This window comes from Bradyrhizobium sp., from assembly GCF_030646015.1.
In the GTDB taxonomy this organism is placed as follows: Bacteria; Pseudomonadota; Alphaproteobacteria; order Rhizobiales; family Xanthobacteraceae; genus Bradyrhizobium.
In genome coordinates this window covers 1-24,303 of the sequence record NZ_JAUSLT010000069.1, presented here as the reverse complement: position 1 = coordinate 24,303, position 24,303 = coordinate 1, and the positions used below count along the sequence as shown (strand labels likewise).

Here is a 24,303-nt window from a genome sequence, read left to right as displayed (position 1 = left end):
TCGTCAGTCGCGCTTTCGCGCGACCCGCTGGCTTTGCCCACCCTACGGAGTCTCGAAGGATGAGAGATACGGGCTCTCATGGTTCGAGACGCGCGAAGAGCGCTCCTCACCATGAGGAAGATAGGGTGTTCACGACCCCTTCGGGCGCACGATGGCCCAGCCGATCCGCAGCAGCGGCTGGCGGCCGGTGACCAGCCATTCGAACGCGCGCGGTACTTCCGGCACCAGGCCGGGAAACCGCTGCGCCAGTTCGGGCGGCGGGGTGCCTGACGTGTCGGAGGCCCGCCAGACCACGACGCCGCCGGTTTCGTTGAATTTTGCCGGCGTCAGCCACGGCGTACGCTGAGGCGTCGCGTCGAGCAGCAGGTGCGGGCGCGCTCTGTCCAGCGAGATCAACTTCGCCAGTTGCGGGTCGCCGGCCACCGACCGCAGCGGCTGATTGGTGCGCCGCTCGAAACTGTCGGCAAAGAAATGCGCGATGGCGCGCCCAGGCATGGAAGTCGAGACCTCGGCGCTGCCGGTCCACGGCAGGAACAGCGTCACCGCGATCGCCGCCACCGCGGGCGCGATCACGATCAGCGCCCAGACCGAGCGCAGCAGGCGCTGACGCCGCAACTGGATCAGATCGCCGGTCGCGACGATCACGGCAAGTCCCGACATCATCAGTGCGATGCCGGCGCCGCCGACGACGCGGTCGAGATTGAACAGGCCCGCGATCAGGCTGCCGGCCAGCGCGGGCGCGATAGCGAAGAAATAAACGAAATCGCGGGCCAGCGGATCGACCGGCGGCCGAAAGATGATCGGCGCCTCTTCCGGGTTGCGCGCAAACCAGCCGGAGTTGAGCGCCGCCAGCAGCAGGATGCCGGAAATCGCCAGCAGCAGCCCGCCGAGCAACGTCGCCCAGTGCAGCGCCCTGCCCTTGAGATCCGCGATATCAGGCCATGGCGGCAACGCCAGCGCGTCGGCGCGGATCAGCCAGATCAGCCAGGGCAGCACCAGCACGACGATCACCAGCAGCGCGAACAACGGATCGAACGAGGTCAGCATGCGCCGCCCGCGCCTGGTGGCGAGCGCAAAGCCGGCGATCAGGAGCAAGAGACCTGTCGCGGCGGAGGTGGTCAGCAGCAACAGCCCGGCTTCGATCGACCATGCGAACCAGGCGTTGCGCCGGTTCTGGCCGATCAGCTGCCAGGAATGCAGCAGCAGCAGCGCCCACAGCGGGCGCGCCAGCACCAGCGGGCCGAACTCGACGCCGGGCGAACCGAAGGCCGTGACCGTCAGCGTCAGCACCACCACGAGCACCGCCTGTTGTGCGCCGACAATGGCGCGCGCCAGCAGAAACAGCGTCCAGAAGGTCGTGATCGCGCAAAGCTGCGCCAGCAGGTAGACGCCGAACATGTGGTTGCCGGCGGCGCGGAACGCGATATCGGCCAGCCAGAACGCCAGCGGCGGCCCGAGATCGGTGCCGACGCGATACTCCCGGCCGAAGGCCAGCACCGTGGCGAGGTCGTCGGGCGGGCTTCGATAGAGCAGCAGCGGCAGGATCAGCCATATCGCGGCCTGCGCCAGCACCACTATCAATACGATCAGCCGCGGCCGGGCGCGGATCAGTTCGATAATCAGGGAGGTGAAACGCATGAAACGTCCGAAATGCCCGCCCCGGCCCGATCCGCCGGCCCATTCGATCCCGAACGTTTGATAGAGCGCGTCAGCCGCCGAGGCAACTGGCGCTAGATGGCGGCAGCAACCTCGGCGCTGGTCTGCGCTTCCATCGTCAGAAGGTCGGGTTCGACGGCTGACGGGTGATGTTTTTCCCGCGCGGCCACCACCGGGGCGAAGAAACGGCGGTGATGGACGCTCGGTCCGAGCCGGCTCAGCGCCTTGAGATGCTCCGGCACGCCATAGCCCTTGTGCTGCTCGAAGCCGTAGCCCGGGCAATCCTGCGCCAGCGCGCACATCAGCCGGTCGCGCGTCACCTTGGCGATGATCGACGCCGCCGCGATCGAAAGCACCAGTCCGTCGCCGCCGATCACGGCGTCGCAGTCGCAGGCGACATTGAGCTTGTCGCGGCCGTCGACGAATACGTGCCGCGGCGCTTCCGGCAGCGCCTGCACCGCGCGCATCAGCGCCCACAGCGAGGCGCGCAGGATATTGTCGCGATCGATCCGCGCCGGCGAGGCGAAGGCCACCGCGAACGACGCGGTGGCGCAGATTTCCTCGAACAGCTCCTCGCGGCGTTCGGCGGTCAGCCGCTTCGAATCGTCCATGCCTCTTGGAATACGCTTGGGATCGAGAATCACGGCAGCGGCCACCACCGGGCCGGCCAGCGGACCGCGGCCGGCCTCGTCGCAGCCAGCCACCGGCCAGACCCCGCGCTTGATCAGCGCGCGCTCGCGGCGAAAGCTCGGCGGTGCCACCGCAATCACGCCCTTCGGCAGCCTGGGTTTGTCTTTTTCGGATTTGTCGCGAATCATGCCGGGATCGTTGCGCAAGCGGGCCCGGCGGCGCAACCGGGAACTCGGCGCAATTCCCGTTATTCAGGGAGCGCATCCAACTCCGTCGTCGTCCCTGCGAACGCAGGGACCCATAACCTCCGGCTTTTGTTGTGGCCGAAGTCGTCAGTCATCTTGCGATCATCGAGGGGACAACGCGGTATGGGTCCCTGCGTTCGCAGGGACGACGTTGATGGGGCGAGTTCTAAAACAAACTCAACTGCTGCCCGCTGCGCTTCGGCCGCGCGAAATGATCCGTCGTCAGTTTGGCTCGCCGCTTGTTAAGCCCGAGTTTTTCACAGGCGATCTCGAAGCGGCGGCCGATCATCCAGGCCATCGGCCCGGTGCCCTTCATCCGGGTTTCCCACTGCGAGTCATAGTCGCGGCCGCCGCGCATGTCGCGGATCAGGGTGAAGACGTGGCGGTAGCGGTCGGGATAATTCGCCATCAGCCATTCGCGAAACAGGTCGCGCACCTCGAGCGGCAGCCGCAGCAGCACATAGCTCGCTTCCCGGGCGCCGGCATGAAAGGCGGCATCGAGAATGCGCTCGATCTCGGAATCGTTCAGCGCGGGGATCACGGGCGCGACCATCACCGTGGTCGGAATTCCCGCCTGCGACAATTGCCGCAGCGCCTCCAGCCGCTTCGCCGGTGTCGAGGCCCGCGGCTCCATGGTGCGCGCCAGTTTCGGATCGAGCGTGGTGACCGACAGCGCCACCTTGGCGAGATTGCGTTTCGCCATCCGCGAGAGAATGTCGATGTCGCGCGTCACCAGCGCCGATTTGGTGACGATGCCGACCGGATGGCCGGCGCGTTCCAGCACTTCGAGAATGCCGCGCATGATTTTCCGCTCGCGCTCGATCGGCTGGTAGGGATCGGTGTTGGTGCCGATCGCGATCATGCGCGGCTCGTAATCCTGCGCCGCCAGTTCCTTTTCCAGCAGCTGCGGCGCGTCGGGCTTGGCGAACAGCTTCGATTCGAAATCGAGCCCGGGCGACAGGCCGAGATAGGCATGGGTCGGCCTGGCAAAACAGTAAACGCAGCCATGCTCGCAGCCCCGGTAGGGGTTTATGGAACGGTCGAAGCCGATATCGGGCGAGTCGTTGCGGGTGATGACCTTTCGCGCGGTGTCGAGTGCCACCGTGGTCTTGAACGGCGGCAAATCGTCGAGGCTCTGCCAGCCGTCGTCGAAGGCGACCCGCGCCTCAGCCTCGAAGCGGCCGGAAGAGTTGGATTGCGCGCCGCGGCCACGCCGCCGCTCGCGCTCGATCGCGACCGCGAGTTCGGGAAAAGGAGAAGGTACACCCGCCGGCTCGGAGGGCGCCGTGACCGGCGGGTGCTTGAGGGCATGTGAGGATGCTCGGCTCATGTCGAGAACATAGCAGTCCGATAGAACAAAGCAAGAACATTAAATTCGGTCATCCACAGCCAAAGCGATTTCACCAACAAGCCGCGCGATTGGCGCCTGCCGCAAAATGCTGCAACCGGCCGGCTGATTTGAGTGTGACAAGGTGATAACAGTGCGGCGTTCCCCTCATCGAGGCATCGCAGAGACGTCCATGCTGAGCGTCATCATTCCCACCAACGGCGTCGAACAGCCGGCTGTCGCCACGCTTGCCGCCCTGGTGCCAGGCGCCGCGGCGGGCGTGGTGCGCGAGGTGCTGCTGGTCGACCGCGCCGGCAACGGGGTGATCGAGCGCGTCGCCGATGTCGCGGGCTGCCGGTACCTCGCCTTTCAGGGATCGCACGCCGCGGCGCTGGCGGCCGGCGCCCGGCAGGCGCGTTCGCCCTGGCTGATGTTCCTGCACGCCGGCGCGGTGCTCGACTCCGGCTGGATCGAGGAAACCACCCAGTTCATCCAGGGCGTCTCCAACAGCGGGCGCCCCCGCGCCGGGATTTTTCGGTATGCCCGCTCGCCCTATACCGATGCCGGCCTGCGCGACGGGCTCAAATTCATCGCCCGGATGATTGCGGGACCCTCGGCGGAACAGGGACTGCTGATCGCGCGCGATCATTACGACCGGCTCGGCGGCTACGCGCCGGACGCCCGCCGCTCCGAGGCCAGGCTGCTGCGCCAGCTCGGCCGCTCCTCGCGGACCTTGTTGCGCAGCCGGATCATGGTGGCGTAGGCGCTGGCTGCCGTGCCTGGAGACGTTCGCGCGGCTCACTGCTCAGCATGAGGTTGTCGTGTTTCAACAAATTGGACCTCATCCTGAGGAGCCGCGCGCCCTTCGCGCGGCGTCTCGAAGGATGGCAGCAAGCGACGTGCCAGATGGTTCGAGACGCGCGCCGAACAGCGCAGGAGCGCTGCCGGACGCGCTCCTCACCATGAGGGAGGGTGGGGTCGCTCCAAAACTACTTGCCAAAGTCAAATAATTATTTGACAATGGCAAGTATCGAGGTGCGCCATGTCCCCAACCGATTTCGACGACGACCACGTATCAGCGGTCCGGGCTTTCAACCGGTTCTATACCCGCAAGCTCGGCGTGCTCGATCAGCAGCTCTTGAAAAGCCCGTTCTCGCTGAGCGAGGCGCGGGTGCTGTACGAACTGGCGCACCGGGAGGACGCGGCCGCAAAAGAGATCGGGATCGAACTCGGGCTCGATCCCGGCTATCTCAGCCGCATCGTTCAGAAATTCGACGAAGACGGCTTGATCACCCGTAAGCCGCTGGCGTCGGACCGCCGGCAATACCGGCTCGGCCTCACCGCCAAGGGACGCCAGGCTTTCGCCAAACTCGAACGCAGCTCGCATGACGAGGTCGCGGCCATGCTGGCCGCGCTGCCCGGCGGCGACAGCGCACGGCTGGTCGGCGCGATGACCACGATCGAACGGCTGCTCGGCGAATCCCGTGTGCCGCCGCAACCTGCGATCCTGCGCAATCCCCGGCCGGGCGACATGGGATGGGTGGTGCAGAGCCACGGTTCGCTCTATGCCCGCGAATACGGTTTTGATTCCTCGTTCGAGGGCCTGGTGGCGGAGATCGCCGGGAAATTCCTGACCTCGTTCGACGCCTCGCGCGAACGCTGCTGGATCGCCGACATCGACGGCGTTCAGGTCGGCTCGGTCTTTCTGGTCAGGCAGAGCGACGATATTGCAAAACTGCGGCTGCTGCTGGTCGATCCGGCCGGGCGCGGACAGGGGCTGGGCCAGCGGCTGGTCGGAGAATGCATCGCGTTCGCGCAAGCCTGCGGCTACCGCAAGATCACGCTGTGGACCCAGAGCATTCTGGTCGCCGCCCGCAAGATCTATCAGGACCAGGGCTTCGTGCTGGTCGCGACCGAGCCGCACCGCAGTTTCGGCCAGAGCCTGATCGGCGAGACCTGGGAGCGCGAGCTGTGACCGGGATGCGTCGCGATGGTCCGCGGCGCATCACGGGGGAATGCATGGCGTTCTACCGGCAGCGGGCCAAAGAACTGCGCGACGAAGCATGTCGGGATATGTGGCGCGCGCTGTGGGCGTTGCTGAAAAAGATCGCGCGACGTTGACGGCGGTCAGACCGACGCGCCTTGCGCCTTCGGGCGCCGCAAATGCTCGTCCAGCCGCGGCATGATCTCGACGAAATTGCAGGGCCGCGTGCGGTAGTCGAGCTGCGGAGCCAGAATGCCGTCCCAGCCGTCGCGGCAGGCGCCGGGCGATCCCGGCAGGCAGAAGATATAGGTGGCGCCGGCGACGCCGGCGGTGGCGCGGCTCTGGATCGTCGACGTCCCGATCTTGGCGTGGCTCAGCATGTGAAAGGCGATGGAGAAACCGTCCATGCGCTTCTCGAACAACGGCTCGATCGCCTCCGGCGTGACGTCGCGGCCGGTAAAGCCGGTGCCACCGGTCGTGATGATGACGTCGATGCCGGGGTCGGCGATCCATCGCTTGACGATGACGCGGATCGCATCGACGTCGTCGACGATGATCTCGCGCGCGGCCAGCGTGTGACCGGCGGCGGTGAGCCGATCCGCCAGCGTGGTTCCGGATTTGTCATCCGCCAGCGAGCGGGTGTCGGACACCGTCAGCACCGCGATGTTGAGCGGCACGAAGGTTTTGGTTTCATCGATGGAAGACATTAGAATTTTATCCCTCGTGTCCCGGAGGTCTCTCGTGTCCCGGACGCGGTGCAGCGTACTCCCGGCGATGCGAAGCATCGTCCGGTACGCTGCTCCGCAGAGCCGGGACCCACGGCAACGGCGCTGCCGCATGGGCCCCGGCTCTGCAGCGCATCACGCCGCGAAGAGCGGCGCGCTGCACTGCGTCCGGGGCACGGGTGCGTCTACAATACCCCCGCGCCAAACGTATTGCAGGACGTCACCGTGCCCTGCTGGTAGCCGGTCATGAACCATTGTTTGCGCTGCGCGGCGGAGCCGTGGGTGAAGGAGTCAGGCACCACCCTGCCGGTGGACTGGCGCTGCAGCGTGTCGTCGCCGATCGCGGCGGCGGTCTGCAAGGCGGCTTCGATGTCACCGGGCTGGACGAAGCCCGGGCGCTTCTTCTCCTCGCGGTTGACCCAGACGCCCGACAGGCAATCGGCCTGCAGCTCGACCTTGACCTGCAGCGCATTGGCTTCCGCCTTGCTGCCGGCCTGCTGCTGCAGGCGCGTTACGCGCGGCAGGATTCCGAGCAGGTTCTGGATGTGATGCCCCGCTTCATGGGCGATGATGTAGGCCGCGGTGAACTTGCAGGCGTTGCCCGAACAGCCGCGGAACTTGGTTTCGACCTGGCGGAAAAACGCGGTGTCGAGAAAAATCTGCCGGTCGGGCGGGCAATAGAACGGCCCCATTGCCGACTGCGCCATGCCGCAGCGCCCGCCATTGGTGGCGTTGCGAAACAGTACGATGCGCGGGCCCTTGTAGGTTTGTCCGCTGGCCTTGAAGATCTCGTCCCAGCGATCGTCGATCTCGCCGAGCACGCCTGATATCATGCTGCCCATCTCGTCGGTCGGCGGGCCGGTCTTGGCCGGCGCGGACCGGCGATCGGACTGATAGGACGGCGACTGGTTGCCGCCGGTGAGAATTTCGGCGCCGCCGATCAGGATGCGCGGATCGATGCCGAAGGCATAGCCGACGATGCCGAGCACGATGATGGTGCCGATGCCGAGCCCGCCACCGCCCATCGGCAGCCCCATGCCACCGCCGCCCATTCCGCCGCCACCGTCGTCGCGGCGATCATCGATATTGTCGCTGCGGCGGAAGTCATCGTAACGCATGGCGGTATTTCCTCATTCCAGCTGGCTGGCGGCGCACTCGCCAACACCTAACGCGGCAGTCGGGTAAAATTTCCATTCCATTAATCAATAACCCGCCCGGCAATTATTGCCTAGCCATCAATCGCATCCAAATCGCTTCCACGTCGCGCGCAATAGGCGCGCTCGATAACCCGGTGTTTACCTCGGCACGTCAATGTACGGCCAGTCGGTTGTTTAGTCCCGCGTCGCCGACAGCGTCGCCTGAGTCAGAGTATTTGAGTCATGGTTGAGTCGCGTCGCGGGGCGTCTGCAAGGGCGCCCCGCACTAAATTTGAGTCCGAGTCGAGTGCTCGTATCGTCGTAGGCGATTGCGTCGCCGAGATGTCGAAGCTTGCCGCAGGTTCGGTCGATCTGGTGTTCGCAGATCCGCCGTACAACCTGCAGCTCAAGGGCGACCTCAAGCGCCCCGACGAATCGCATGTCGACGCCGTCAACAACGACTGGGACAAGTTTTCGTCGTTTGCCGCCTATGACGACTTCACCCGTGCCTGGCTGCTGGCCTGCCGCCGCATCATGAAGCCGTCGGCGACCCTGTGGGTGATCGGCTCCTATCACAACATTTTCCGTGTCGGCTCGATCATGCAGGACCTCGGCTTCTGGGTCCTCAACGATATCGTCTGGCGCAAGACCAATCCGATGCCGAATTTTCGCGGACGCCGCTTCACCAACGCCCACGAGACCATGATCTGGGCGGCGCGCGACGAAAAAGCAAAAGGCTACACGTTCAACTATGAAGCGCTGAAGGCCGCCAATGAGGACGTGCAGGCACGTTCCGACTGGCTGATCCCGCTGTGCACCGGCGAGGAACGCCTCAAGGGCGCCGACGGCAAGAAGGTGCATCCGACCCAGAAGCCCGAGGGCCTGCTGGCGCGGGTGATCCTGTCATCGTCGAAGCCCGGCGATCTCATCATCGATCCGTTCAACGGCACCGGCACCACCGGCGCCGTGGCCAAACGCCTCGGCCGCCGCTACATCGGTTTCGAGCGCGACCAGACCTACGCGACCGCGGCGGAAGCCCGCATCGCCGCCATCGAACCACTGCCGGAAGCCACATTGGCGCCGTTCATGACCGCGCGCGACGCGCCGCGGGTGGCGTTTTCCGAACTGATCGAGCGCGGCATGATTTCGCCGGGCACCAAGCTGGTCGATTCCAAGAAGCGCCACGGCGCTTTGGTGCGCGCCGACGGCGCCATCATGCTCGGCGACAAGGTCGGCTCGATCCACCGCATGGGCGCGGTGGCGCAGGGCTCCGGCGCCTGCAACGGCTGGACCTTCTGGCACATCGAGACCAAAAAGGGCCTGCGGCTGATCGACGAACTGCGCGCCGAAATCCGCTCCGGTATGGCAGCCGTGTAATTTCAGCAGGCTGCCGCCCCGATTCCTGCTATACATCGCAGCATCCGTACTCCGCACCGGCCGCCATTGACGGCCCGATGGAGGATCCGATGCGATCCCGAACGTCCGAGTCGTTGATTGTGTTGCCATTGCTGCCGATCTTTCTGGTCGGCCTGCCGCCGATGCTGCTGCTGAGCTTCCTGGGCTTTGCCGGCCTGGTCATTCTCGGCATGCTGCTGATCTGCGTCGGCCTCTCCGGCGGGTTCGACGCCAACAATGCCTTCAATGAGGAAGTCATCGTCCACGGCTATGCGCGCCGCTCGGAACGCGCCGCGCAGGCTTCGAACCTGCATTCGGCGATTCGTTTCGGCACCCTGATGACGGCGATCGGTACCGGGTTTATCGTCGCAGGGATCGTCGGCTTTTTCTGCTTCGGCTGATCGGCGCGGCAGCACGTGCCGAGCCAATGCTCGCGATGCTCATCGACAGCGACGACGCGGGCCGTCGCGCCTGTCGCAAGGGCGATCAGGCCGCGCGCACGATCCGCCGCGCCGCGCCCGACCCGGTCTGATCGACCAGATTGCCTCGGGCATGATCGAGATAGGTTCTGATTTCCTGCGTCAGAAGGCCCGACTGCGACGACAGGTCGCCGGATGCCGCCATGGTCGACGTCGCGAGCTGCTCGGTGTCTTTCGCAGTCTGCGCCAGCGCCTGAATGGTGGTGGCGATTTCGCCGACGACCGCGAACGCGCTGTCGATGCTGTGCGCGATCTCGGCAGTCGCCTGCGCCTGCGCCTTGGACGTCTCGGCGACCTTGCCGGTGATATCGTTGACCTCCGTGATCACGGTGCCGATTTCGGTGATCGACAGACCGACGCGGTCGGCGGCCGACTGCACCTGGCCGACCTGAGACTCGATCTCGGCGGTAAAGTTCGCGGTCTGGGTCGCCAGCGCCTTGACCTCGTGGGCGACGACGGCGAAACCGCGCCCCGCCTCGCCCGCCCGTGCCGCCTCGATCGTCGCATTCAGCGCGAGCAGGTTGGTCTGGCTGGCGATCGCGTTGATCGACTTGACGACTTCGCTGATGCGCGAGGCGACATCCTTCAGCACATTGACGCTGCCGGCGGCGTCGCCCACGCGCTCGACGGCGCGTCCGGCGATTTCGGCGGAACGCAGAATGTCGGCGCCGACCCCGTTTGCATTCGAGGCCAGCCTCGTCGTCGCCGACGCGACCGACTGCATGCTGGAAGCCGCCTGCTCGGACGCCGAGGCAATCGAGTTGATGCGTTCGCGGGTGGACGATGCGCCGGCGCGCAGATTCGCCGCCGTGCCGCTCATTTCCGTCGCGCCATTGTCCAGCGCGGAAACGATCGAACCCACGCTGCCCTCCAGCTCGGAGGTCTGGCGCTCGAATTGCCTGATGCGGGCTTCGATGCTGACGGTGGCGTCGTTGATGGTGTTTGCGCCCTGCAGCAGCGCGCCATGAAGTCCACCAGGCAGAATACGCCGGTAATACTTGTTGTGATACACGGCGTCCATCGCCGCGGTCGCCTCGCGGACGAACGCATCGCAGCCGTCGATCATGTCGTTGATGACCCGAAGCAGCCCGGTCAGGCTGTCGTGCTCCGGGATCGAAAGAATGCGCGCCTCGAAGTCGCCCGCGGCGATCAGCTTGCAAACCTCCTGCGCCTGTCGTGTCAGGCGCGAGGTCTTGAAGATCCAGAGCATCGCCAGCCCCGACGAGGCAACCGCCAGGGCCTGCAATCCGAGAGCCGCACCCTGGTAGCCCCACAGATGCAAGGCCGACGCGGCGATCGATCCGGAAATCGCGACCGCGATGCTAAGCAGCGCTCTTGTGAGAGAATACAAGTTCTTCATAGGCGACTTTCTGCGAGGCGACGAACTCGGTCAGGGCCTTGTACCCGGCCGCGAGCGCCTCTTTTCCATTGACGTGACTGCGTTCGATTTTCAGCACTTCGGCATAGAGCGGCATGATCGTCGTCTCCAGCATCCCGCGATCGGGGACCCGGCGGTTGGAGTGGTAGCCGATCATGGCGCCCGTGGCATCGAACGACGGCGTCACATGGGCAAAGACCCAATAGTGATCGCCGTTGCTGGCCATGTTCTTGACGAAGGCGAAGATCTCGCGGCGATCCTCGATGGTGTCCCACAGCAGGCGAAACACGCTGCGCGGCATGTCGGGATGCCGGATGATGCTGTGCGGCTGGCCGATCAGTTCGGGTTCACGATATCCGGCGATCTGGCAGAACAATCCGTTGGCGTAGGTCAGGCGTCCCTTCAGATCGGTTTTCGAGACGATCAGTTCGGATGCCGGGAAGAAAATCTCGCGACCGCTCGGAGTAACGTGATTGGCCATCGTCGGCTTCCGATATCGCAATCGCCATTGATTGCGCAAACAGGATCATTAGGAACCGCAACTGAATTTTTCCTTAAGGTTCGGCAAATCAGTAGTAGTACCGCTGCGACCGGCAAGGCCGCCCACGCTTCTGCGACCGAATAGCAACGGAAGGTCGTCATGCCGCCGCTTGACCCCGGGGGTCAGCTCACAAACTCGTCGGTTGCGTATTCTGCAAAAATTTGAGCATGGAAATACCGCCTGCGGCACGGTCACCGCATACCGTCGCTTTCCCGGCCGAACAGGAAGCAAGGGGGTTTTCAGAAATGCTCAAATTCTACTTCAACGGATCGCCCAACCCGACCAAGGTCGCGCTCTTCCTCGAAGAAGCCGGCATCGCCTATCAACCCATCGCCGTCGACACCCGTGCCGGCGACCAGTTCAAGCCGGAATACCTCGCGGTCAATCCGAACGCCAAGGTGCCCGCGATCGACGACGACGGCATCAAGGTGTTCGATTCCAACGCCATCCTGCTCTACCTCGCGGAAAAGACCGGCAAGTTCCTGCCGCCGGCCGGCCCGGCCAACCGCGCCGAACTGCTGTCCTGGCTGATGTTCGTCGCCACCGGCGTCGGGCCGTATAGCGGCCAGGCCGTCCACTTCAGGCACTTTTCGCCTGAAAAGATCGACTACGCCCACAACCGCTACCAGTTCGAGGCGCAGCGGCATTTCGGCATCCTCAACGATCATCTCTCCTCGCGCCGCTATATGGTCGGCGACACCTACACCATCGTCGACATGGACGTGTGGGGCTGGGCCCGCATGATCCCCTTCATCATGGGCGAGGACGCCTTTGCGAAATACCCCAACGTCAAGCGGCTGGTCGACGAGATCTCGGCGCGGCCGGCGGCGGCCAAGGCGATCGCGCTGAAGGACAATTTCAAGTTCAAGGCGGAAATGGACGACGAGGCGCGCGGCAACATGTTCAAGCATCTCGCGGTGAAGGCGGCCTGATCAAACTGCAGTCAGCAAAACGGCGCCCTCGCGGGCGCCGTTTTCGCTTCAATCGTCGAGTGCTGCAATCGCCTCGATCTCGAGCAGCCAGCCCGGCCGCGCCAGACGGCTGACGACCACCAGCGTGCTCGCCGGAGGCCTCTCCTTGTTGACGTAGCGGTCGCGGATCGCCCGCATCTTTGGCACCTCGTCCTGGCTGACTTCCGCGACCAGATAGATGTTCATCTTGACGATATCGGCCATGGTGCCGCCGGCCGCCTCGACCGCAATCCTGATATTGCTGAACACCTGCTCGGCCTGCGCCTCGAAATTGCCCTCGCCGACCAGCTTGCCGGATGCGTCGCTCGACACCTGGCCCGCCAGATAGATCATCGTGCCCTTGTTGACCTTCGCGATATGCGAATAGCCGACCGGCGGCGGCAGCGTCGCGGGGCTGAAAATTTCCTTGCTCATTTTGTTCCTCCCATCACCTCCGCCAGTCTAGCGCAGCGGCGTTGCCGCCGCCACCGCCTCCGCGGGATCACCGAGCACGGCCTCGACCAGCGCCGTATCGGAATATTCCTTCACCTCGCTGATCTTGCCGTCCAGCAGATGAAACACGAAGCAGTATTCGTTGTTGTACGGCCTTCCTTCCCGCGTGAGGTTGTCGCCCCGCGCCTCGACGATGACGTAATCGCCGTCGGCGAAGAAGCGGTGCGCCACGGTGCGCGACCGCGCCTTCAGTTTCGCCCGCAAGGGCCCCAGCAGATCGCGCATCACGGCTTCCTTGCCGTCGAAGGTACCCGACCATTTGTTGCTGCCGATATTGATCCAGCGAAAATCATCCGCCATGCGTTCCGTAAACAACGCGCCGTTGCGGTCGGCGAGGCCGGCGAAAATCTCCTGCATCAGTTTCCTGTTGTCGATGGCGCTCATGACGACCTCCCTCAAGCGTCCTGCGCGGCGGCGGGTACCCGGGACGCCGGAAATGGTCCCAGCACGCGCTCGACCATCGTGGAGTCGCAATATTCCTTGATCTGTTTGATCCTGCCGTTCTCGATCCGGTACACCATGCAATATTGCTGGTCGTAGCGCAGGCCGGCCTTGGTGACGTTGTCACCGCGCGCCTCGACCGCGACGAAGTCGCCGTCGGCGATGAAGTTGAATGCGACGGTCCGCGGCCGCACCGCGAACAGCGAGCGGAAATGCCCCATCAGCCCTTCCATGATCGCCTCGCGTCCCCTGAATTCATGCGACCAAGAATAGTGGCCGGTGACGATCCAGCTGGCGTCGTCGGCGAGATTGTCGGCGAACGTGGTCCCGCTGCGATTGGCTGAGTCCTCATACACTTGTTGCACGAGTTTCTTGTTGGCTGCGGTGGTCATGGCGGCTTCTCCATTGATGGGCTGTGGCCAATCATGACGCGCCGCACACCATTCTTCCAATCGATAGCGAATATGATATATATTCATTTCATGAATTTGAATTCGCTTGACCTCAACCTGCTGGTGGCGCTCGAGGCGCTGCTCAGGGAAGCCAGCGTCAGCCGCGCCGCGATGCGCATCGGGCTGTCGCAGCCGGCGACCAGCCATGCTTTGCAGCGGCTGCGCGGCCTGATCGGCGATCCCCTGCTGGTACGAACAGGCGCGCGCATGGAACTGACGCCGCGGGCGCAGGCGCTGCGCGGACCGCTGGCGCAGGCGCTCGACCAGATTCGCGGACTGTTTATTTCGGACGATTTCGACGCCGCCAGCAGCGAGCGGCATTTTCGGTTGATGATGCCGGACCTCGCGGTCGAACTCTTGATGCCGCCGCTGATGGCGAAGGTCACCAGGGCGGCGCCGAACGTCACCATCGACGTGGTGCCGTGGCGGGGACCTGCGATCTTCTCCGCGGAGTTCGCCCGCACCATCGATATCGTGATCTCGATCGGCGACGCGTTCAAGGGATTTCACCGCCAGCGCCTCTACACCGACAGCGACGCGCTGGCGGTGCGGCGCGGCCATCCAGCGGGCGTGAAGTTGAAACAGCGCGACGCGTTCCTGGCGGCGCGGCATGTCGCCGTCGTCATCCGCGGCGCGAACGAGGACCTGATCGACAGCTGGCTTCGCAGCAAGGGGATCGAGCGGCGGATCACGCTGGTCGTGCCAGGCTATATCGAGGCGCTGCATGTCACGGCGCGGACCGACCTCGTCGCCTTCGTGCCGCGCCGGCTGATCGGCGCGCTGGCGAAACAATTGTCGCTGGTGACGGTGACCCCGCCGCTCGATCCCGGGATCGACGAGCAGTTCCTGTTCTATCCCACACGCGCCCAGATGGATCCGGGATCGATCTGGCTGCGCAACCTCCTGCTCGGCATCGGCCGGGATATGGAGGGGAAGAAGCGCAAGGTTGCGTAACACCCATCGCTGTCGTCCCGGCCTCCGAGCCGGGACCCATACGCCGCGGCGGCTGAAGTTAGAACAGGTCGTCGAACAGTTTTTGTAGATCGACAGATCACGCGGTATGGGTCCCGGCTCGGAGGCCGGGACGACGCGGGATTTTTCGGTTCATTTCTTCTCGTCCGCCAATACCTTCTGCACCGCCGGCCGGTCCTGCATCCGCCTGCGGTGATCCGCCACTTTCGGCAGAGCAGCAAGATCGACGCCGTCGCCGTCGAGCCACAGCGTCAGCGTAAACAGATAGGGATCGCAAATCGTATACTGCTCGCCCATCACCCACGGTCCCCGCAGCATGTCGCGCTCGATCAGCGCGAAACAGGCGCCCATGGTCTCCGGCACCTTGCGCTTCATGTCGGCGAAGGAGGATTCGTCCGTGGCCCAGCGGTAGCCGCGCATCTTGTGGGCATGATTGATGTGCACGGTCGAGCACAGATAGCTGTTGAAGGACTGCGCCTGCGCGAAGGCGAAGGCGTCGTCCGGTGCGAGCTTGGCACCCGGAAAACTCTGGGCGATGAACGCCAGCATCGCCGGCGTCTCGGTCAGGACACCGCGATCCGTCACCAGCGCCGGCACCCGCCCCTTCGGATTGACCTTGAGGTATTCCGGGCTGTTCTGCTGGTTGGATTTGAAATCCAGCCGCTCGGTGGTGTAGGGGGCGCCGGCCTCCTCCAGGGCGATATGCGAAGCGAGCGCGCAGGTGCCGGGGGCGTAATAGAGCTTGAACATGTCGGTCCTCGAGTGAAGGCCCGACGTTAGCCGCAAGCCGTAGGCTGGTCCATCCCCGGATGCGGAAGCGCTTCGCAGTTGCCCCCTTCCGCCCGCCATGTCATGACGCCCCGGTAAACGGGGGCGTATCATGACCGTACTTATCGCCGGCGGCGGCATCGGCGGGCTGACGCTGGCGCTCAGCCTGCACCAGATCGGCATTGCCGCCAAAGTGTTCGAGAGCGTGCCGGCGCTGAAACCGCTCGGCGTCGGCATCAACGTGCTGCCGCATGCGGTACGCGAATTGATCGAACTCGGGCTGCTCGACCAGCTCGATGCATCCGGCGTGCGCACCAGGGAACTGGCGTTTTTTTCCAAGCACGGCAAGCCGATCTGGAGCGAACCGCGCGGTATCGAGGCCGGCTACAAATGGCCGCAATTCTCGATCCATCGCGGCACGCTGCAGCAGATCCTGCTCGATGCCGCGATCGAACGGCTGGGTGCGGCGAGCATCCTCACCAGCCACCACCTCGCGGGCTGGACCGAGACCGCGAATGGGGTCCGCGCCGATTTCATCGACAAGGCCACCGGCCAGCCGGCGGGCAGCTACGACGGCGCGGTCCTGATCGCGGCCGACGGCATTCACTCCGCCATCCGCGAAAAACTCTATCCGCAGGAAGGCCCGCCGATCTGGAACGGACGTATTCTCTGGCGCGGCATCACCGCGTCGGACGCGTTTCTGTCCGGCCGCACCATGATCATGGCCGGCCATGAAATCCTGAAATTCGTCTGCTATCCGATCTCGAAGCAACCTGACGCATCGGGCAAATTCCAGATCAACTGGGTGGCGGAGCGGCATATGCCGCCGACCTATCAATGGCGGCGGGAAGATTACAACCGCAGCGCCAGGCTCGAAGAGTTTCTGCCGTGGTTCGAAGACTGGAAGTTCGACTGGCTCGACGTGCCCGGGTTGATCCGCAATTGCTCGCACGCCTACGAATATCCGCTGGTCGACCGCGATCCAATTCCGCGCTGGACCTTCGGCCTGACCACGCTGATCGGCGACGCCGCGCATCCGATGTATCCGATCGGCTCCAACGGCGCCTCGCAGGCGATCCTCGACGCCCGCGTCCTCACCCGCGAAATTCTGGCGCATGGCCCGACCCATGCCGCGCTGGCGGCCTATGAGGCCGAGCGCCGGCCCGCCACCACGGATCTCGTCCTGCTCAACCGGCGCAACGGCCCGGAACAGGTGATGCAGATCGTCGAGGAGCGCGCGCCCGACGGCTACAACGTCGTCACCGACGTGCTGTCGCTGCAGGAGCTGGAAGATATCGCCGCCAACTACAAGCGCGTCGCCGGCTTCCAGGTCGAAGGCCTCAACGCCAAGCCGCCGATCGTGCAGGTTCCGGCAGCGGCTCGGGCCGGCTAGTACTCACTGTGTGAGATCGGAGAGTCGCTTGCTGCCCATGCTTCGAGACGCTCGCGTCGCTCGCTCCTCAGCATGAGGTTGTTGTGTTTCAACAAGTTAAACCTCATCCTGAGGAGCGGCGTCTTCGCCGCGTCTCGTAGGATGGGCTGCAACACCGATCTCTGATTCAGGCGCCGGCAACAGCGAGGCGCTCGCGGCTAATCGCCCTCGCCGTCTCGACCAGGAGCGCGCTTGATGTCGCGATGGCGAGCAGGCTGCCATCGGCCGCCATCAGCCTTGCCGCGACGAAAGCGACGGTCTTGCCGAGCTGGGTGACATCGGCCTCGCCGAAGATCGGTCCCGGTTTTGCCGGCGCCAGGAAGTTGACCGTCATGGTGATGGTGGCGGTGTAGAGCCTGCCTTCGGTCATGACGAACACCGCCGGCCCCATGGTGTCATCCAGCATGGCGGAGAGCATTCCGCCCTGGATGAACCCGGCCGGATTGCAGAATTCAGCCTTGCCGTCGAAGCCGATCCGGACCCAGCCCTGCTTCGGCCGGGCATCGAGCAAATGCCATCCCAGCAGTTTTGAAGATGGCGGCGCGGTGAAATGGTCGAGCGCGGTTGCGATCATGGGAGCCTCCTGTTGGCTCCATCCTGGCGCAGACCTGCTGCCAGCGTGATGTCAGCATGCGCATTCGCCGGTTGGCTCGGCTGCGCGGGAATGCAATATGCGCCGTCCGCGCCGACCGAATTCCAGAGACGACTGCCAGAAACGACTGCAAGAGTGACGCCATGACCAGCCTTCCCCATCCGCGACCGCGCGGAAAATTGCCCGCGCGCTATGCGGCGATCGTGCTGCCGCTTGTCCTGTCGTTGCTGATGACCTTCGTCATTTCAGGAGTTTCGACGCTGATGAGCCTCGGACCGACGCGGGCTTTCGTCACGACCTGGCCCGCCGCCTGGGCCTTGTCGTGGGTTGTCGCGTTTCCGACACTGGTCGTGCTGCTTCCGCTGGTGCGGCGGCTGGTGGCGTTCGTGGTCGAACCTCCACCGCAAAAGTAATTATTTGCCCAGCCCATGCGCGATCACCTTGCGCATGACATTGGGCAGCGCTTCGTCGCCGAGCGTCGCCACCGGCACCCAGCGCATGCCTTCCGGGGCGCGGGCGCGCGCCGGCACGTGCGCGGTGTAGACCGCCAGTTCCAGCGGGAAATGCGTGAACACATGGGTGACCACGCCGGCCTTGCGATGCCAGCGCGCGACACCCTTCAGCGCGGGCGCCTGCTGCAGCGCCGCGTGATCGTCCTGCGCGGCGAGCCAGTCCGAGCCCGGCACTTCGGTCATGCCGCCGAGCAGGCCTTTTTCGGGGCGGCTGCGCACCAACAGGTGATCGCCGCGGGTGACGACGAAGGCCGCGCCCCGGCGTAGCGCCCCTGTTTTCTTCGGCGCCTTGCGCGGATAAGTTTCCTGTTCGCCGCGCGCCCGCGCCACGCAATCGTCGTTGAGCGGACACAGCGCGCAGGCCGGCTTCTTCGGCGTGCAGATCGAGGAACCCAGATCCATCAGCGCCTGCGCGCTGTCGCCGGCTCGAGATTCGCTCTCGTTGGCGCCGAGCAAAGTCGCCGCCAGTTGCTGGATCAGCGGTTTTGCCTGCGGCAGCGGCTCTTCCACCGCGAACAGCCGCGACACCACGCGTTCGATATTGCCGTCGACCGGCATGGTACGGCGGCCGAACGCGATTGCCGCAATGGCCGCGGCCGTATAGGACCCGATCCCCGGCAGCGATCGCAGACCTTCCTCGGTATCGGGAAAGGCGCCGCCGTGATCGCGCAGCACGGCGACCGCGCAGGCGTGCAGATTACGGGCGCGGGAGTAGTAGCCGAGCCCGGCCCACATCCGCAGCACGTCGTCGAGCGAGGCGCGGCCCAGCGCCTCGACCTCGGGCCAGCGCGCCAAAAATTTCTCGAAATACGGCCCGACGGTTTTGACGCCGGTCTGCTGCAGCATGATTTCCGACAGCCATACCCGATACGGATCGGCCCGCTCGCCGGCCGGCGGCCGCCACGGCAGCCTGCGGCGATGGCGGTCGTACCAGGCCAGCAGCAGCGCGGGGCGGGCGGCCGCCTCAGCGGCAACTGCACGTGGCGGTGTCTTGGAAAGTGCCGGAGAACTCATGAAGCCACTGTATGTGTTGAGCACCAATCTCTCCACGTCATGCCCGCGCTTGTCGCGGGCATCCACGTCTTTCTTTGCGTGATCCAAGACGTGGATGGCCGGGTCAAGCCCGGCCATGACGACCGAGGTTCCGTTCACACGGCGCCGAGCGGTGCTATAAGGCCCCCATGGCACGCTTCTCAAAACCAGGTCCGATCAGCGCCAAGCCGTTGTCCGTCCTGCTCGGCGACGTGTTTTCCGACGCCTATGCCAAGCAGGGATTCGCCGCGCGCGAGCTGGTGACGCGCTGGGGGGAAATCGCCGGGCCCGAATTCGCCGCCCATTCGCAACCCCTCAAAATCCAGTGGCCGCGGCCGGTGGAGGGGCAGCCGCAGGAGCCGGCCACCCTGGTGCTGCGGGTCGAGGGGCCGATGGCGCTGGAGATCCAGCACGCCTCCGACGTCATCCTGCAGCGGGTCAACCGCTTCTTCGGCTGGAGCGCGGTCGGCCGGCTGGCGCTGCGGCAGGCGCCGCTGTCGCGCCGGGAGCGGCCGCCGGCCTCGCGCGCCCCGGATCCCAGCGAGGTGGCAAAAGTCGCCAAAACCCTTGATGCGGTCGAGGATGAGGAATTGCGGGCGGCGCTGGCGCGGCTCGGCGCATCGATCAAGCGAAATTGAGGCTCTCGCGGGGGCCCGGAGTGGCGGCCCGCCATTGCCACAATTATCGTTTCAAGCTAGCCAACGGTTCCTTATTTCTTCGGGCGTGAACGCGCCAATCCGGGAGCAAACCCTTGATCATCACGCGCCGCGCCTTCACCGCCGCCCTGTCGCTGACCGGGCTTAGCCTGCTTGCCGGATTATCTCCGCTGCGCCTGATCGACGGTGCGATGGCGCAGAGCGCATCCGACGTCGCCAAGCCGGGGTCGCTGCCGGACATGGCGCTCGGTCCCGCCACCGCGCCGGTGACGATCACCGAATACGCCTCGATGACCTGCGGGCACTGCGCGCATTTCAACGAGACCGTGTTCCCGAAGATCAAGTCGGAATACATCGACAGCGGCAAGATCCGTTGGGTGTTCCGCGAATTCCCGCTCGACATCAAGGCGGCGGCGGGCTCGATGCTGGCGCGCTGCATTGCCAAGGATGATGCCGGCAAATATTTCGCCGTCATCGACATGCTGTTCAAGCAGCAGACCGACTGGGTGTCGAAGAACACCACCGAGACGCTGACGCGGATCGGCAAGCAGGCTGGCCTCAGCCAGCAGGCCATCGAGGACTGCCTGAAGGATCAGGCCCTGCTCGACAAGATCGCCGCCGACCAGAAGTTCGCCAGCGAGGTGCTGAAGGTCAATTCGACGCCGACCTTCTTCATCAACGGCGAGATGGTCAAGGGCGCGACCTCGTTCGAGGAGTTCGACAAGAAGATCAAGGCGCTGCTGAAGAGCTGATTCGATTTTCTCAACTTGTCGCCCCGGCGAACGCCGGGGCCCATACCGCGTGATCTCGCGTTTTGGCGTTGTCGTAACAGCTTACTTCACAACTGACGCCCGGGATTATGGGTCCCTGCGTTCGCAGGGACGACACCGGGCAAGCCTCTCAATCCCGCATAAATCCCTTGGGAAAAGCCCGGGGCGGCGGTTGCCCTCCGGCCCCGGCCTCGCCATTGTCGCGGTGCATAAGGGTTGCCCAAGCGCGACTCAGCCACACACTGACATTGCCTTCTATGGTACTGTCCCGGCAGGGAGATTCGCGTCCTGCCAACAGAGAATCGCGTCCATGAAACTGACCCGTCTTCGCCTTCACGGTTTCAAATCCTTCGTCGAACCCACCGACTTCATGATCGAGCCGGGCTTGACCGGCGTGGTGGGACCGAACGGTTGCGGCAAGTCGAACCTGGTCGAGGCGTTGCGCTGGGCGATGGGCGAAACCTCGCACAAATCGCTGCGCGCCGCCGATATGGACGCGGTGATCTTCGCCGGTTCCGGTAACCGTCCGTCGCGCAACCATGCCGAAGTGGTGATGACGATCGACAATTCCGACCGCTCGGCGCCGGCGGCGGTGAACGACCGCGAAATCCTGGAAATCTCGCGCCGGATCGAGCGCGACGCCGGCTCGGTCTACCGCATCAATGGCCGCGACGTGCGCGCCCGCGACGTCCAGATCCTGTTCGCCGACGCCGCCACCGGTGCGCGTTCGCCGGCGCTGGTTCACCAGGGCAAGATCGGCGAGATCATCCAGGCCAAGCCCGAACAGCGCCGCCGCGTGCTGGAAGACGCCGCCGGCGTCGCCGGGCTGCACGCCCGCCGCCACGAGGCCGAATTGCGGCTCAAGGCGGCCGAAACCAACCTCACCCGTGTCGAGGATGTGGTCGGGCAACTGGCCGGACAGATCGACGGGTTGAAGAAGCAGGCGCGCCAGGCGATCCGCTACCGCGAGGTCGCGGCCAAGGTGCGCAAGGCCGAGGCCATGCTGTTCCATCTGCGCTGGCTGGAAGCCAATGCCGATGTCTCGGAAGGCGCCCACACCCACGACCTCACCGTTCGCGAGATGGCCGAGCGCACCCGCGAGCAGGCCGAGGCCGCCCGCATCCAGGCTATCCGTGCCTCCGAATTGCCGGCGCTGCGCGAGGCGGAAGCCCGTGCCGCGGCCGGGCTGCAGCGGCTCACCAATGCGCGCGAAACGCTCGACCGCGAGGAAGAGCGCGCCAAGGAGCGTGTCTCCGAGCTCGACCGCCGGCTGATGCAGTTTTCCGCCGATATCGCCCGCGAGCAGCAGCAGAGCTCGGACGCCGAGGTGGCGCTGCAGCGGCTCGAGACCGAAGACACCGAACTGAAGGAAGAGATCAAGTCGCGCGTCGAAAAGCGCAGCGGCGTCGATGAACGGGTCTCCGAGGCCGAGGTGACGCTGGCATCGGCCGAGCGGCTGTTCGCCGAACTGACCACCGTGCTCGCCGACCTCACCGCCAAGCGCAACCAGCTCGAAGGCAATGTGCGGACCCATCGCGACCGGCTGGCGCGGCTCGATCAGGAGATCGCCAACGTCGCCAGCGAGGAGCAGAAGCTCGCGCAGGAAACCAGCGGATTCGGCGACCTCGCGGAACTCGCCGGCATCATGGAGACGGCGCAGCTCAGTCTCGCGGAATCCGAGGCCATGGCGCAGGCCAATGAAGCAGGCCATGTCGAGGCCCGCGCCAGGCTGGAAGCCGCCCGCGCGCCGCTCAACGAGGCCGACAAGCGCGTGCAGCGGCTCGAGACCGAAGCGCGCACGATCTCGAAGCTGGTCAACAGCGAAACCAAGAACCTGTGGCCGCCGATCATCGACGGCGTCACCGTCGCCAAGGGCTACGAGAAGGCGATCGGCGCCGCACTCGGCGACGATCTCGACGCGCCGGTCGACCCCTCGGCGCCAATGCGCTGGACCAATTCCGGCGTCACCGAGGGCGATCCCGCGTTGCCCGAGGGCGTCGAGCCGCTGGCGGCGCATGTCGACGCGCCGATCGAGCTGGCGCGCCGCCTCGCCCAGATCGGCGTGGTGCCGAGAGAGCGCGGCGCGGAGCTGGTGTCGCAGCTGAAGACCGGCCAGCGGCTGGTGTCGCCGGAAGGCGACGTCTGGCGCTGGGACGGCTTTGTCGCCGCAGCCCATGCGCCGACGGGTGCTGCGCGGCGCCTCGCCGAGCGCGCCCGGCTGGTCGATATCGAGAACGAACTCGAACAGGCCCGGATCGACGCCTCCGCCAAGCGTCAGCAGCTGGAATCCGCCGAGGCCGCGCTGAAGGCGGCCTCCTCCGCCGAAGGCTCCGCGCGCGAAGCCTGGCGCGCCGCCCAGCGCGAGGCCGATGCCGCGCGCGAGCGGCATGCCCATGCCGAACGCGAAATCAACCGCCACGCCGCGCGAAAATCGGCGCTGACCGAAGCACATACCCGCCTCAACGCCGACCGCGCCGAGGCCGAAAGCGCGCATGAAAGTGCGACTGCCGCGCTGGAAGAATTGCCGCCCAGCCTTGACACCGAGACCCGGTTGGCCGCCGTTCGCTCCGATATCGAGGGCCACCGCCGCTTCGCAGCCCAGGTGCGGGCCGAAGCCCAGGCGCTGGCGCGCGAGGCGGAACTCGCCGACCGCCGCCTGCAGGCCATCATCGCCGAACGCAACCAGTGGCAGGAGCGCAAGGCCGGTGCGGCCTCGCACATCTCCACCATCGAAGCCCGCATCACCGAGGTCACCGCCGAGCGCGCCGAGCTCGACAATGCCCCGGCCCTGTTCGCGGAAAAGCGCCGCGCCATCATCAGCGAAATCGAAGCGGCCGAATCCGGCCGCCAGGTTGCCGCCGACGCGCTGGCCACGGCCGAAAACGCGATGGCGGAAACCGACCGCGCGGCGAAGATTTCGCTGGAGGCGCTGTCGAGCGCGCGCGAGGCAACCGCCCGCGCCGAGGAGCGCATGGAAGGCGCGAGGCGCCGCCTCGCCGATATCGAGCGCGAAATCCACGACATGCTGGAGGTCGAGCCGCACGCCGTGGCCGGTCTCGCCGAGATCGAGCCCGGCGCCGAGCTGCCGCCGCTCCCCGAGATCGAGGAAAGCCTCGAAAAGCTGCGCCGCGACCGCGAGCGGCTCGGCGCGGTCAATCTGCGCGCCGAGGAAGAATTGCGCGAGGTCGAAGCCCAGCATACCTCGCTCACCACCGAACGCGACGACCTGGTCGAAGCCATCAAGCGGCTGCGCCAGGGCATCCAGAGTCTCAACCGCGAGGCGCGCGAGCGCCTGTTGACTTCGTTCGAAATCGTCAACAGCCATTTCAAGCGGCTGTTCGTCGAACTGTTCGGCGGCGGCGAAGCAGCACTTCATCTGATCGAGAGCGACGATCCGCTGGAAGCCGGGCTCGAAATTATTGCCAAGCCGCCCGGCAAGAAGCCGCAGACGCTTTCGCTGCTGTCAGGCGGCGAGCAGGCGCTGACCGCGCTGGCGCTGATCTTCGCGGTGTTCTTGACGAACCCATCGCCGATCTGCGTGCTGGACGAAGTCGACGCGCCGCTCGACGACCACAATGTGGAGCGGTTCTGCAACCTGCTGCACGAGATGACCTCCACCACCGAGACGCGCTTCATCATCATCACCCATAATCCGATCACGATGGCGCGGATGAACCGCCTGTTCGGCGTCACCATGGCCGAGCGCGGCGTGTCGCA

General features: G+C 65.3%; 24 protein-coding genes. 11 read left to right on the top strand and 13 right to left on the bottom strand.

All coding sequences use genetic code 11. From position 1 onward, the window contains the following. Positions 1–129 precede the first annotated feature (129 nt). From Q7T45_RS10220 to Q7T45_RS10210, 3 genes are all read right to left on the bottom strand, one after another. Positions 130–1,638 (bottom strand): glycosyltransferase family 39 protein, encoded by a 1,509-nt coding sequence (locus Q7T45_RS10220; RefSeq protein WP_304870327.1) that lies wholly within the window; start codon positions 1,636–1,638, stop codon positions 130–132. Positions 1,639–1,730: 92 nt separating this feature from the next. Further along, positions 1,731–2,474, bottom strand: a complete 744-nt coding sequence (locus Q7T45_RS10215; RefSeq protein WP_304870325.1) for a ribonuclease HII — start codon at positions 2,472–2,474, stop codon at positions 1,731–1,733. A 223-nt stretch (positions 2,475–2,697) separates the two neighbouring features. Beyond that, positions 2,698–3,861, bottom strand: a complete 1,164-nt coding sequence (locus tag Q7T45_RS10210; RefSeq protein WP_304870323.1) for a PA0069 family radical SAM protein — start codon at positions 3,859–3,861, stop codon at positions 2,698–2,700. Positions 3,862–4,051: 190 nt separating this feature from the next. Here Q7T45_RS10210 and Q7T45_RS10205 point away from each other — a divergent pair, with 190 nt between their 5' ends. Together Q7T45_RS10205 and Q7T45_RS10200 are read left to right on the top strand one after the other, a co-directional pair. Beyond that, positions 4,052–4,621, top strand: a complete 570-nt coding sequence (locus tag Q7T45_RS10205) for a glycosyl transferase (protein WP_304870322.1) — start codon at positions 4,052–4,054, stop codon at positions 4,619–4,621. Between the two features lie 279 nt (positions 4,622–4,900). Further along, positions 4,901–5,833: a helix-turn-helix domain-containing GNAT family N-acetyltransferase gene (locus tag Q7T45_RS10200; protein ID WP_304870321.1), complete on the top strand. Its 933-nt coding sequence runs from the start codon at positions 4,901–4,903 to the stop codon at positions 5,831–5,833. Positions 5,834–5,985: 152 nt separating this feature from the next. Here the strand turns inward: Q7T45_RS10200 and moaB are convergent, their stop codons facing one another. Then, complete coding sequence (gene moaB, locus Q7T45_RS10195; protein WP_304870319.1) at positions 5,986–6,549, bottom strand: molybdenum cofactor biosynthesis protein B; 564 nt, start codon at positions 6,547–6,549, stop codon at positions 5,986–5,988. Positions 6,550–6,752: 203 nt separating this feature from the next. Further along, on the bottom strand, positions 6,753–7,685 hold the full coding sequence (locus Q7T45_RS10190) for a neutral zinc metallopeptidase (protein ID WP_304870317.1): 933 nt from the start codon (positions 7,683–7,685) through the stop codon (positions 6,753–6,755). A 261-nt stretch (positions 7,686–7,946) separates the two neighbouring features. Between Q7T45_RS10190 and Q7T45_RS10185 the strand changes: the two genes are divergently transcribed. Further along, positions 7,947–9,080 carry a site-specific DNA-methyltransferase gene (locus tag Q7T45_RS10185; protein WP_304870315.1) on the top strand — a complete coding sequence of 378 codons (1,134 nt, stop codon included), beginning with the start codon at positions 7,947–7,949 and terminating at the stop codon, positions 9,078–9,080. 89 nt (positions 9,081–9,169) lie between these two features. Further along, positions 9,170–9,499 (top strand): hypothetical protein, encoded by a 330-nt coding sequence (locus tag Q7T45_RS10180; RefSeq protein WP_304870313.1) that lies wholly within the window; start codon positions 9,170–9,172, stop codon positions 9,497–9,499. Between the two features lie 85 nt (positions 9,500–9,584). Here Q7T45_RS10180 and Q7T45_RS10175 read toward each other — a convergent pair whose 3' ends face one another. After that, entirely contained in the window at positions 9,585–10,937 is a 1,353-nt protein-coding gene (locus Q7T45_RS10175) for a methyl-accepting chemotaxis protein (RefSeq protein WP_304870311.1), read from the bottom strand. Continuing rightward, positions 10,900–11,436 (bottom strand): PAS domain-containing protein, encoded by a 537-nt coding sequence (locus tag Q7T45_RS10170; RefSeq protein ID WP_304870309.1) that lies wholly within the window; start codon positions 11,434–11,436, stop codon positions 10,900–10,902. Before Q7T45_RS10170 ends, Q7T45_RS10175 begins: the two co-directional genes overlap by 38 nt. 305 nt (positions 11,437–11,741) lie before the next feature. On the opposite strand from Q7T45_RS10170, the gene Q7T45_RS10165 reads away from it, so the two are divergent. Next, positions 11,742–12,428, top strand: coding sequence for a glutathione S-transferase family protein (locus tag Q7T45_RS10165; RefSeq protein ID WP_304870308.1), 687 nt, complete (start codon positions 11,742–11,744; stop codon positions 12,426–12,428). Positions 12,429–12,476: 48 nt separating this feature from the next. On the opposite strand, the gene Q7T45_RS10160 is transcribed toward Q7T45_RS10165, so the two are convergent. Genes Q7T45_RS10160 through Q7T45_RS10150 form a run of 3 tightly spaced genes read right to left on the bottom strand, consistent with a single transcriptional unit; the run spans position 12,477 to position 13,792 of the window. Further along, positions 12,477–12,881: a RidA family protein gene (locus tag Q7T45_RS10160; RefSeq protein WP_304870306.1), complete on the bottom strand. Its 405-nt coding sequence runs from the start codon at positions 12,879–12,881 to the stop codon at positions 12,477–12,479. A 27-nt stretch (positions 12,882–12,908) separates the two neighbouring features. Continuing rightward, the gene (locus Q7T45_RS10155) at positions 12,909–13,343 is read right to left on the bottom strand and encodes a nuclear transport factor 2 family protein (RefSeq protein WP_304870304.1); all 435 of its coding nucleotides are present in this window, start codon (positions 13,341–13,343) and stop codon (positions 12,909–12,911) included. An 11-nt stretch (positions 13,344–13,354) separates the two neighbouring features. Beyond that, positions 13,355–13,792 (bottom strand): nuclear transport factor 2 family protein, encoded by a 438-nt coding sequence (locus tag Q7T45_RS10150; RefSeq protein ID WP_304870302.1) that lies wholly within the window; start codon positions 13,790–13,792, stop codon positions 13,355–13,357. Positions 13,793–13,882: 90 nt separating this feature from the next. Here Q7T45_RS10150 and Q7T45_RS10145 point away from each other — a divergent pair, with 90 nt between their 5' ends. Further along, complete coding sequence (locus Q7T45_RS10145; protein ID WP_304870349.1) at positions 13,883–14,806, top strand: LysR family transcriptional regulator; 924 nt, start codon at positions 13,883–13,885, stop codon at positions 14,804–14,806. A 150-nt stretch (positions 14,807–14,956) separates the two neighbouring features. Here Q7T45_RS10145 and Q7T45_RS10140 read toward each other — a convergent pair whose 3' ends face one another. Further along, the gene (locus tag Q7T45_RS10140) at positions 14,957–15,574 is read right to left on the bottom strand and encodes a glutathione S-transferase family protein (protein ID WP_304870300.1); all 618 of its coding nucleotides are present in this window, start codon (positions 15,572–15,574) and stop codon (positions 14,957–14,959) included. 130 nt (positions 15,575–15,704) lie between these two features. Here Q7T45_RS10140 and Q7T45_RS10135 point away from each other — a divergent pair, with 130 nt between their 5' ends. Next, positions 15,705–16,985 carry a flavin-dependent oxidoreductase gene (locus Q7T45_RS10135; protein WP_304870298.1) on the top strand — a complete coding sequence of 427 codons (1,281 nt, stop codon included), beginning with the start codon at positions 15,705–15,707 and terminating at the stop codon, positions 16,983–16,985. Between the two features lie 166 nt (positions 16,986–17,151). Here Q7T45_RS10135 and Q7T45_RS10130 read toward each other — a convergent pair whose 3' ends face one another. Next, positions 17,152–17,598: a PaaI family thioesterase gene (locus Q7T45_RS10130; RefSeq protein ID WP_304870296.1), complete on the bottom strand. Its 447-nt coding sequence runs from the start codon at positions 17,596–17,598 to the stop codon at positions 17,152–17,154. A gap of 161 nt (positions 17,599–17,759) precedes the next feature. Here Q7T45_RS10130 and Q7T45_RS10125 point away from each other — a divergent pair, with 161 nt between their 5' ends. Then, a complete protein-coding gene (locus Q7T45_RS10125) occupies positions 17,760–18,029 on the top strand; it encodes a DUF2798 domain-containing protein (protein WP_304870294.1) in 270 nt (89 codons plus the stop codon). Here Q7T45_RS10125 and mutY read toward each other — a convergent pair whose 3' ends face one another. After that, positions 18,030–19,142, bottom strand: a complete 1,113-nt coding sequence (gene mutY / locus Q7T45_RS10120) for an A/G-specific adenine glycosylase (protein ID WP_304870347.1) — start codon at positions 19,140–19,142, stop codon at positions 18,030–18,032. It lies immediately after the preceding gene. A 167-nt stretch (positions 19,143–19,309) separates the two neighbouring features. Between mutY and Q7T45_RS10115 the strand changes: the two genes are divergently transcribed. The 3 genes from Q7T45_RS10115 to Q7T45_RS10105 all read left to right on the top strand — a co-directional run. Then, positions 19,310–19,798: a DUF721 domain-containing protein gene (locus Q7T45_RS10115; RefSeq protein WP_304870292.1), complete on the top strand. Its 489-nt coding sequence runs from the start codon at positions 19,310–19,312 to the stop codon at positions 19,796–19,798. Between the two features lie 113 nt (positions 19,799–19,911). Further along, the gene (locus tag Q7T45_RS10110) at positions 19,912–20,568 is read left to right on the top strand and encodes a DsbA family protein (protein WP_304870290.1); all 657 of its coding nucleotides are present in this window, start codon (positions 19,912–19,914) and stop codon (positions 20,566–20,568) included. A 328-nt stretch (positions 20,569–20,896) separates the two neighbouring features. Next, positions 20,897–24,303, top strand: a 3,407-nt coding sequence (locus Q7T45_RS10105) for a chromosome segregation SMC family protein (protein ID WP_304870288.1), incomplete at its 3' end; no start/stop codon positions are given.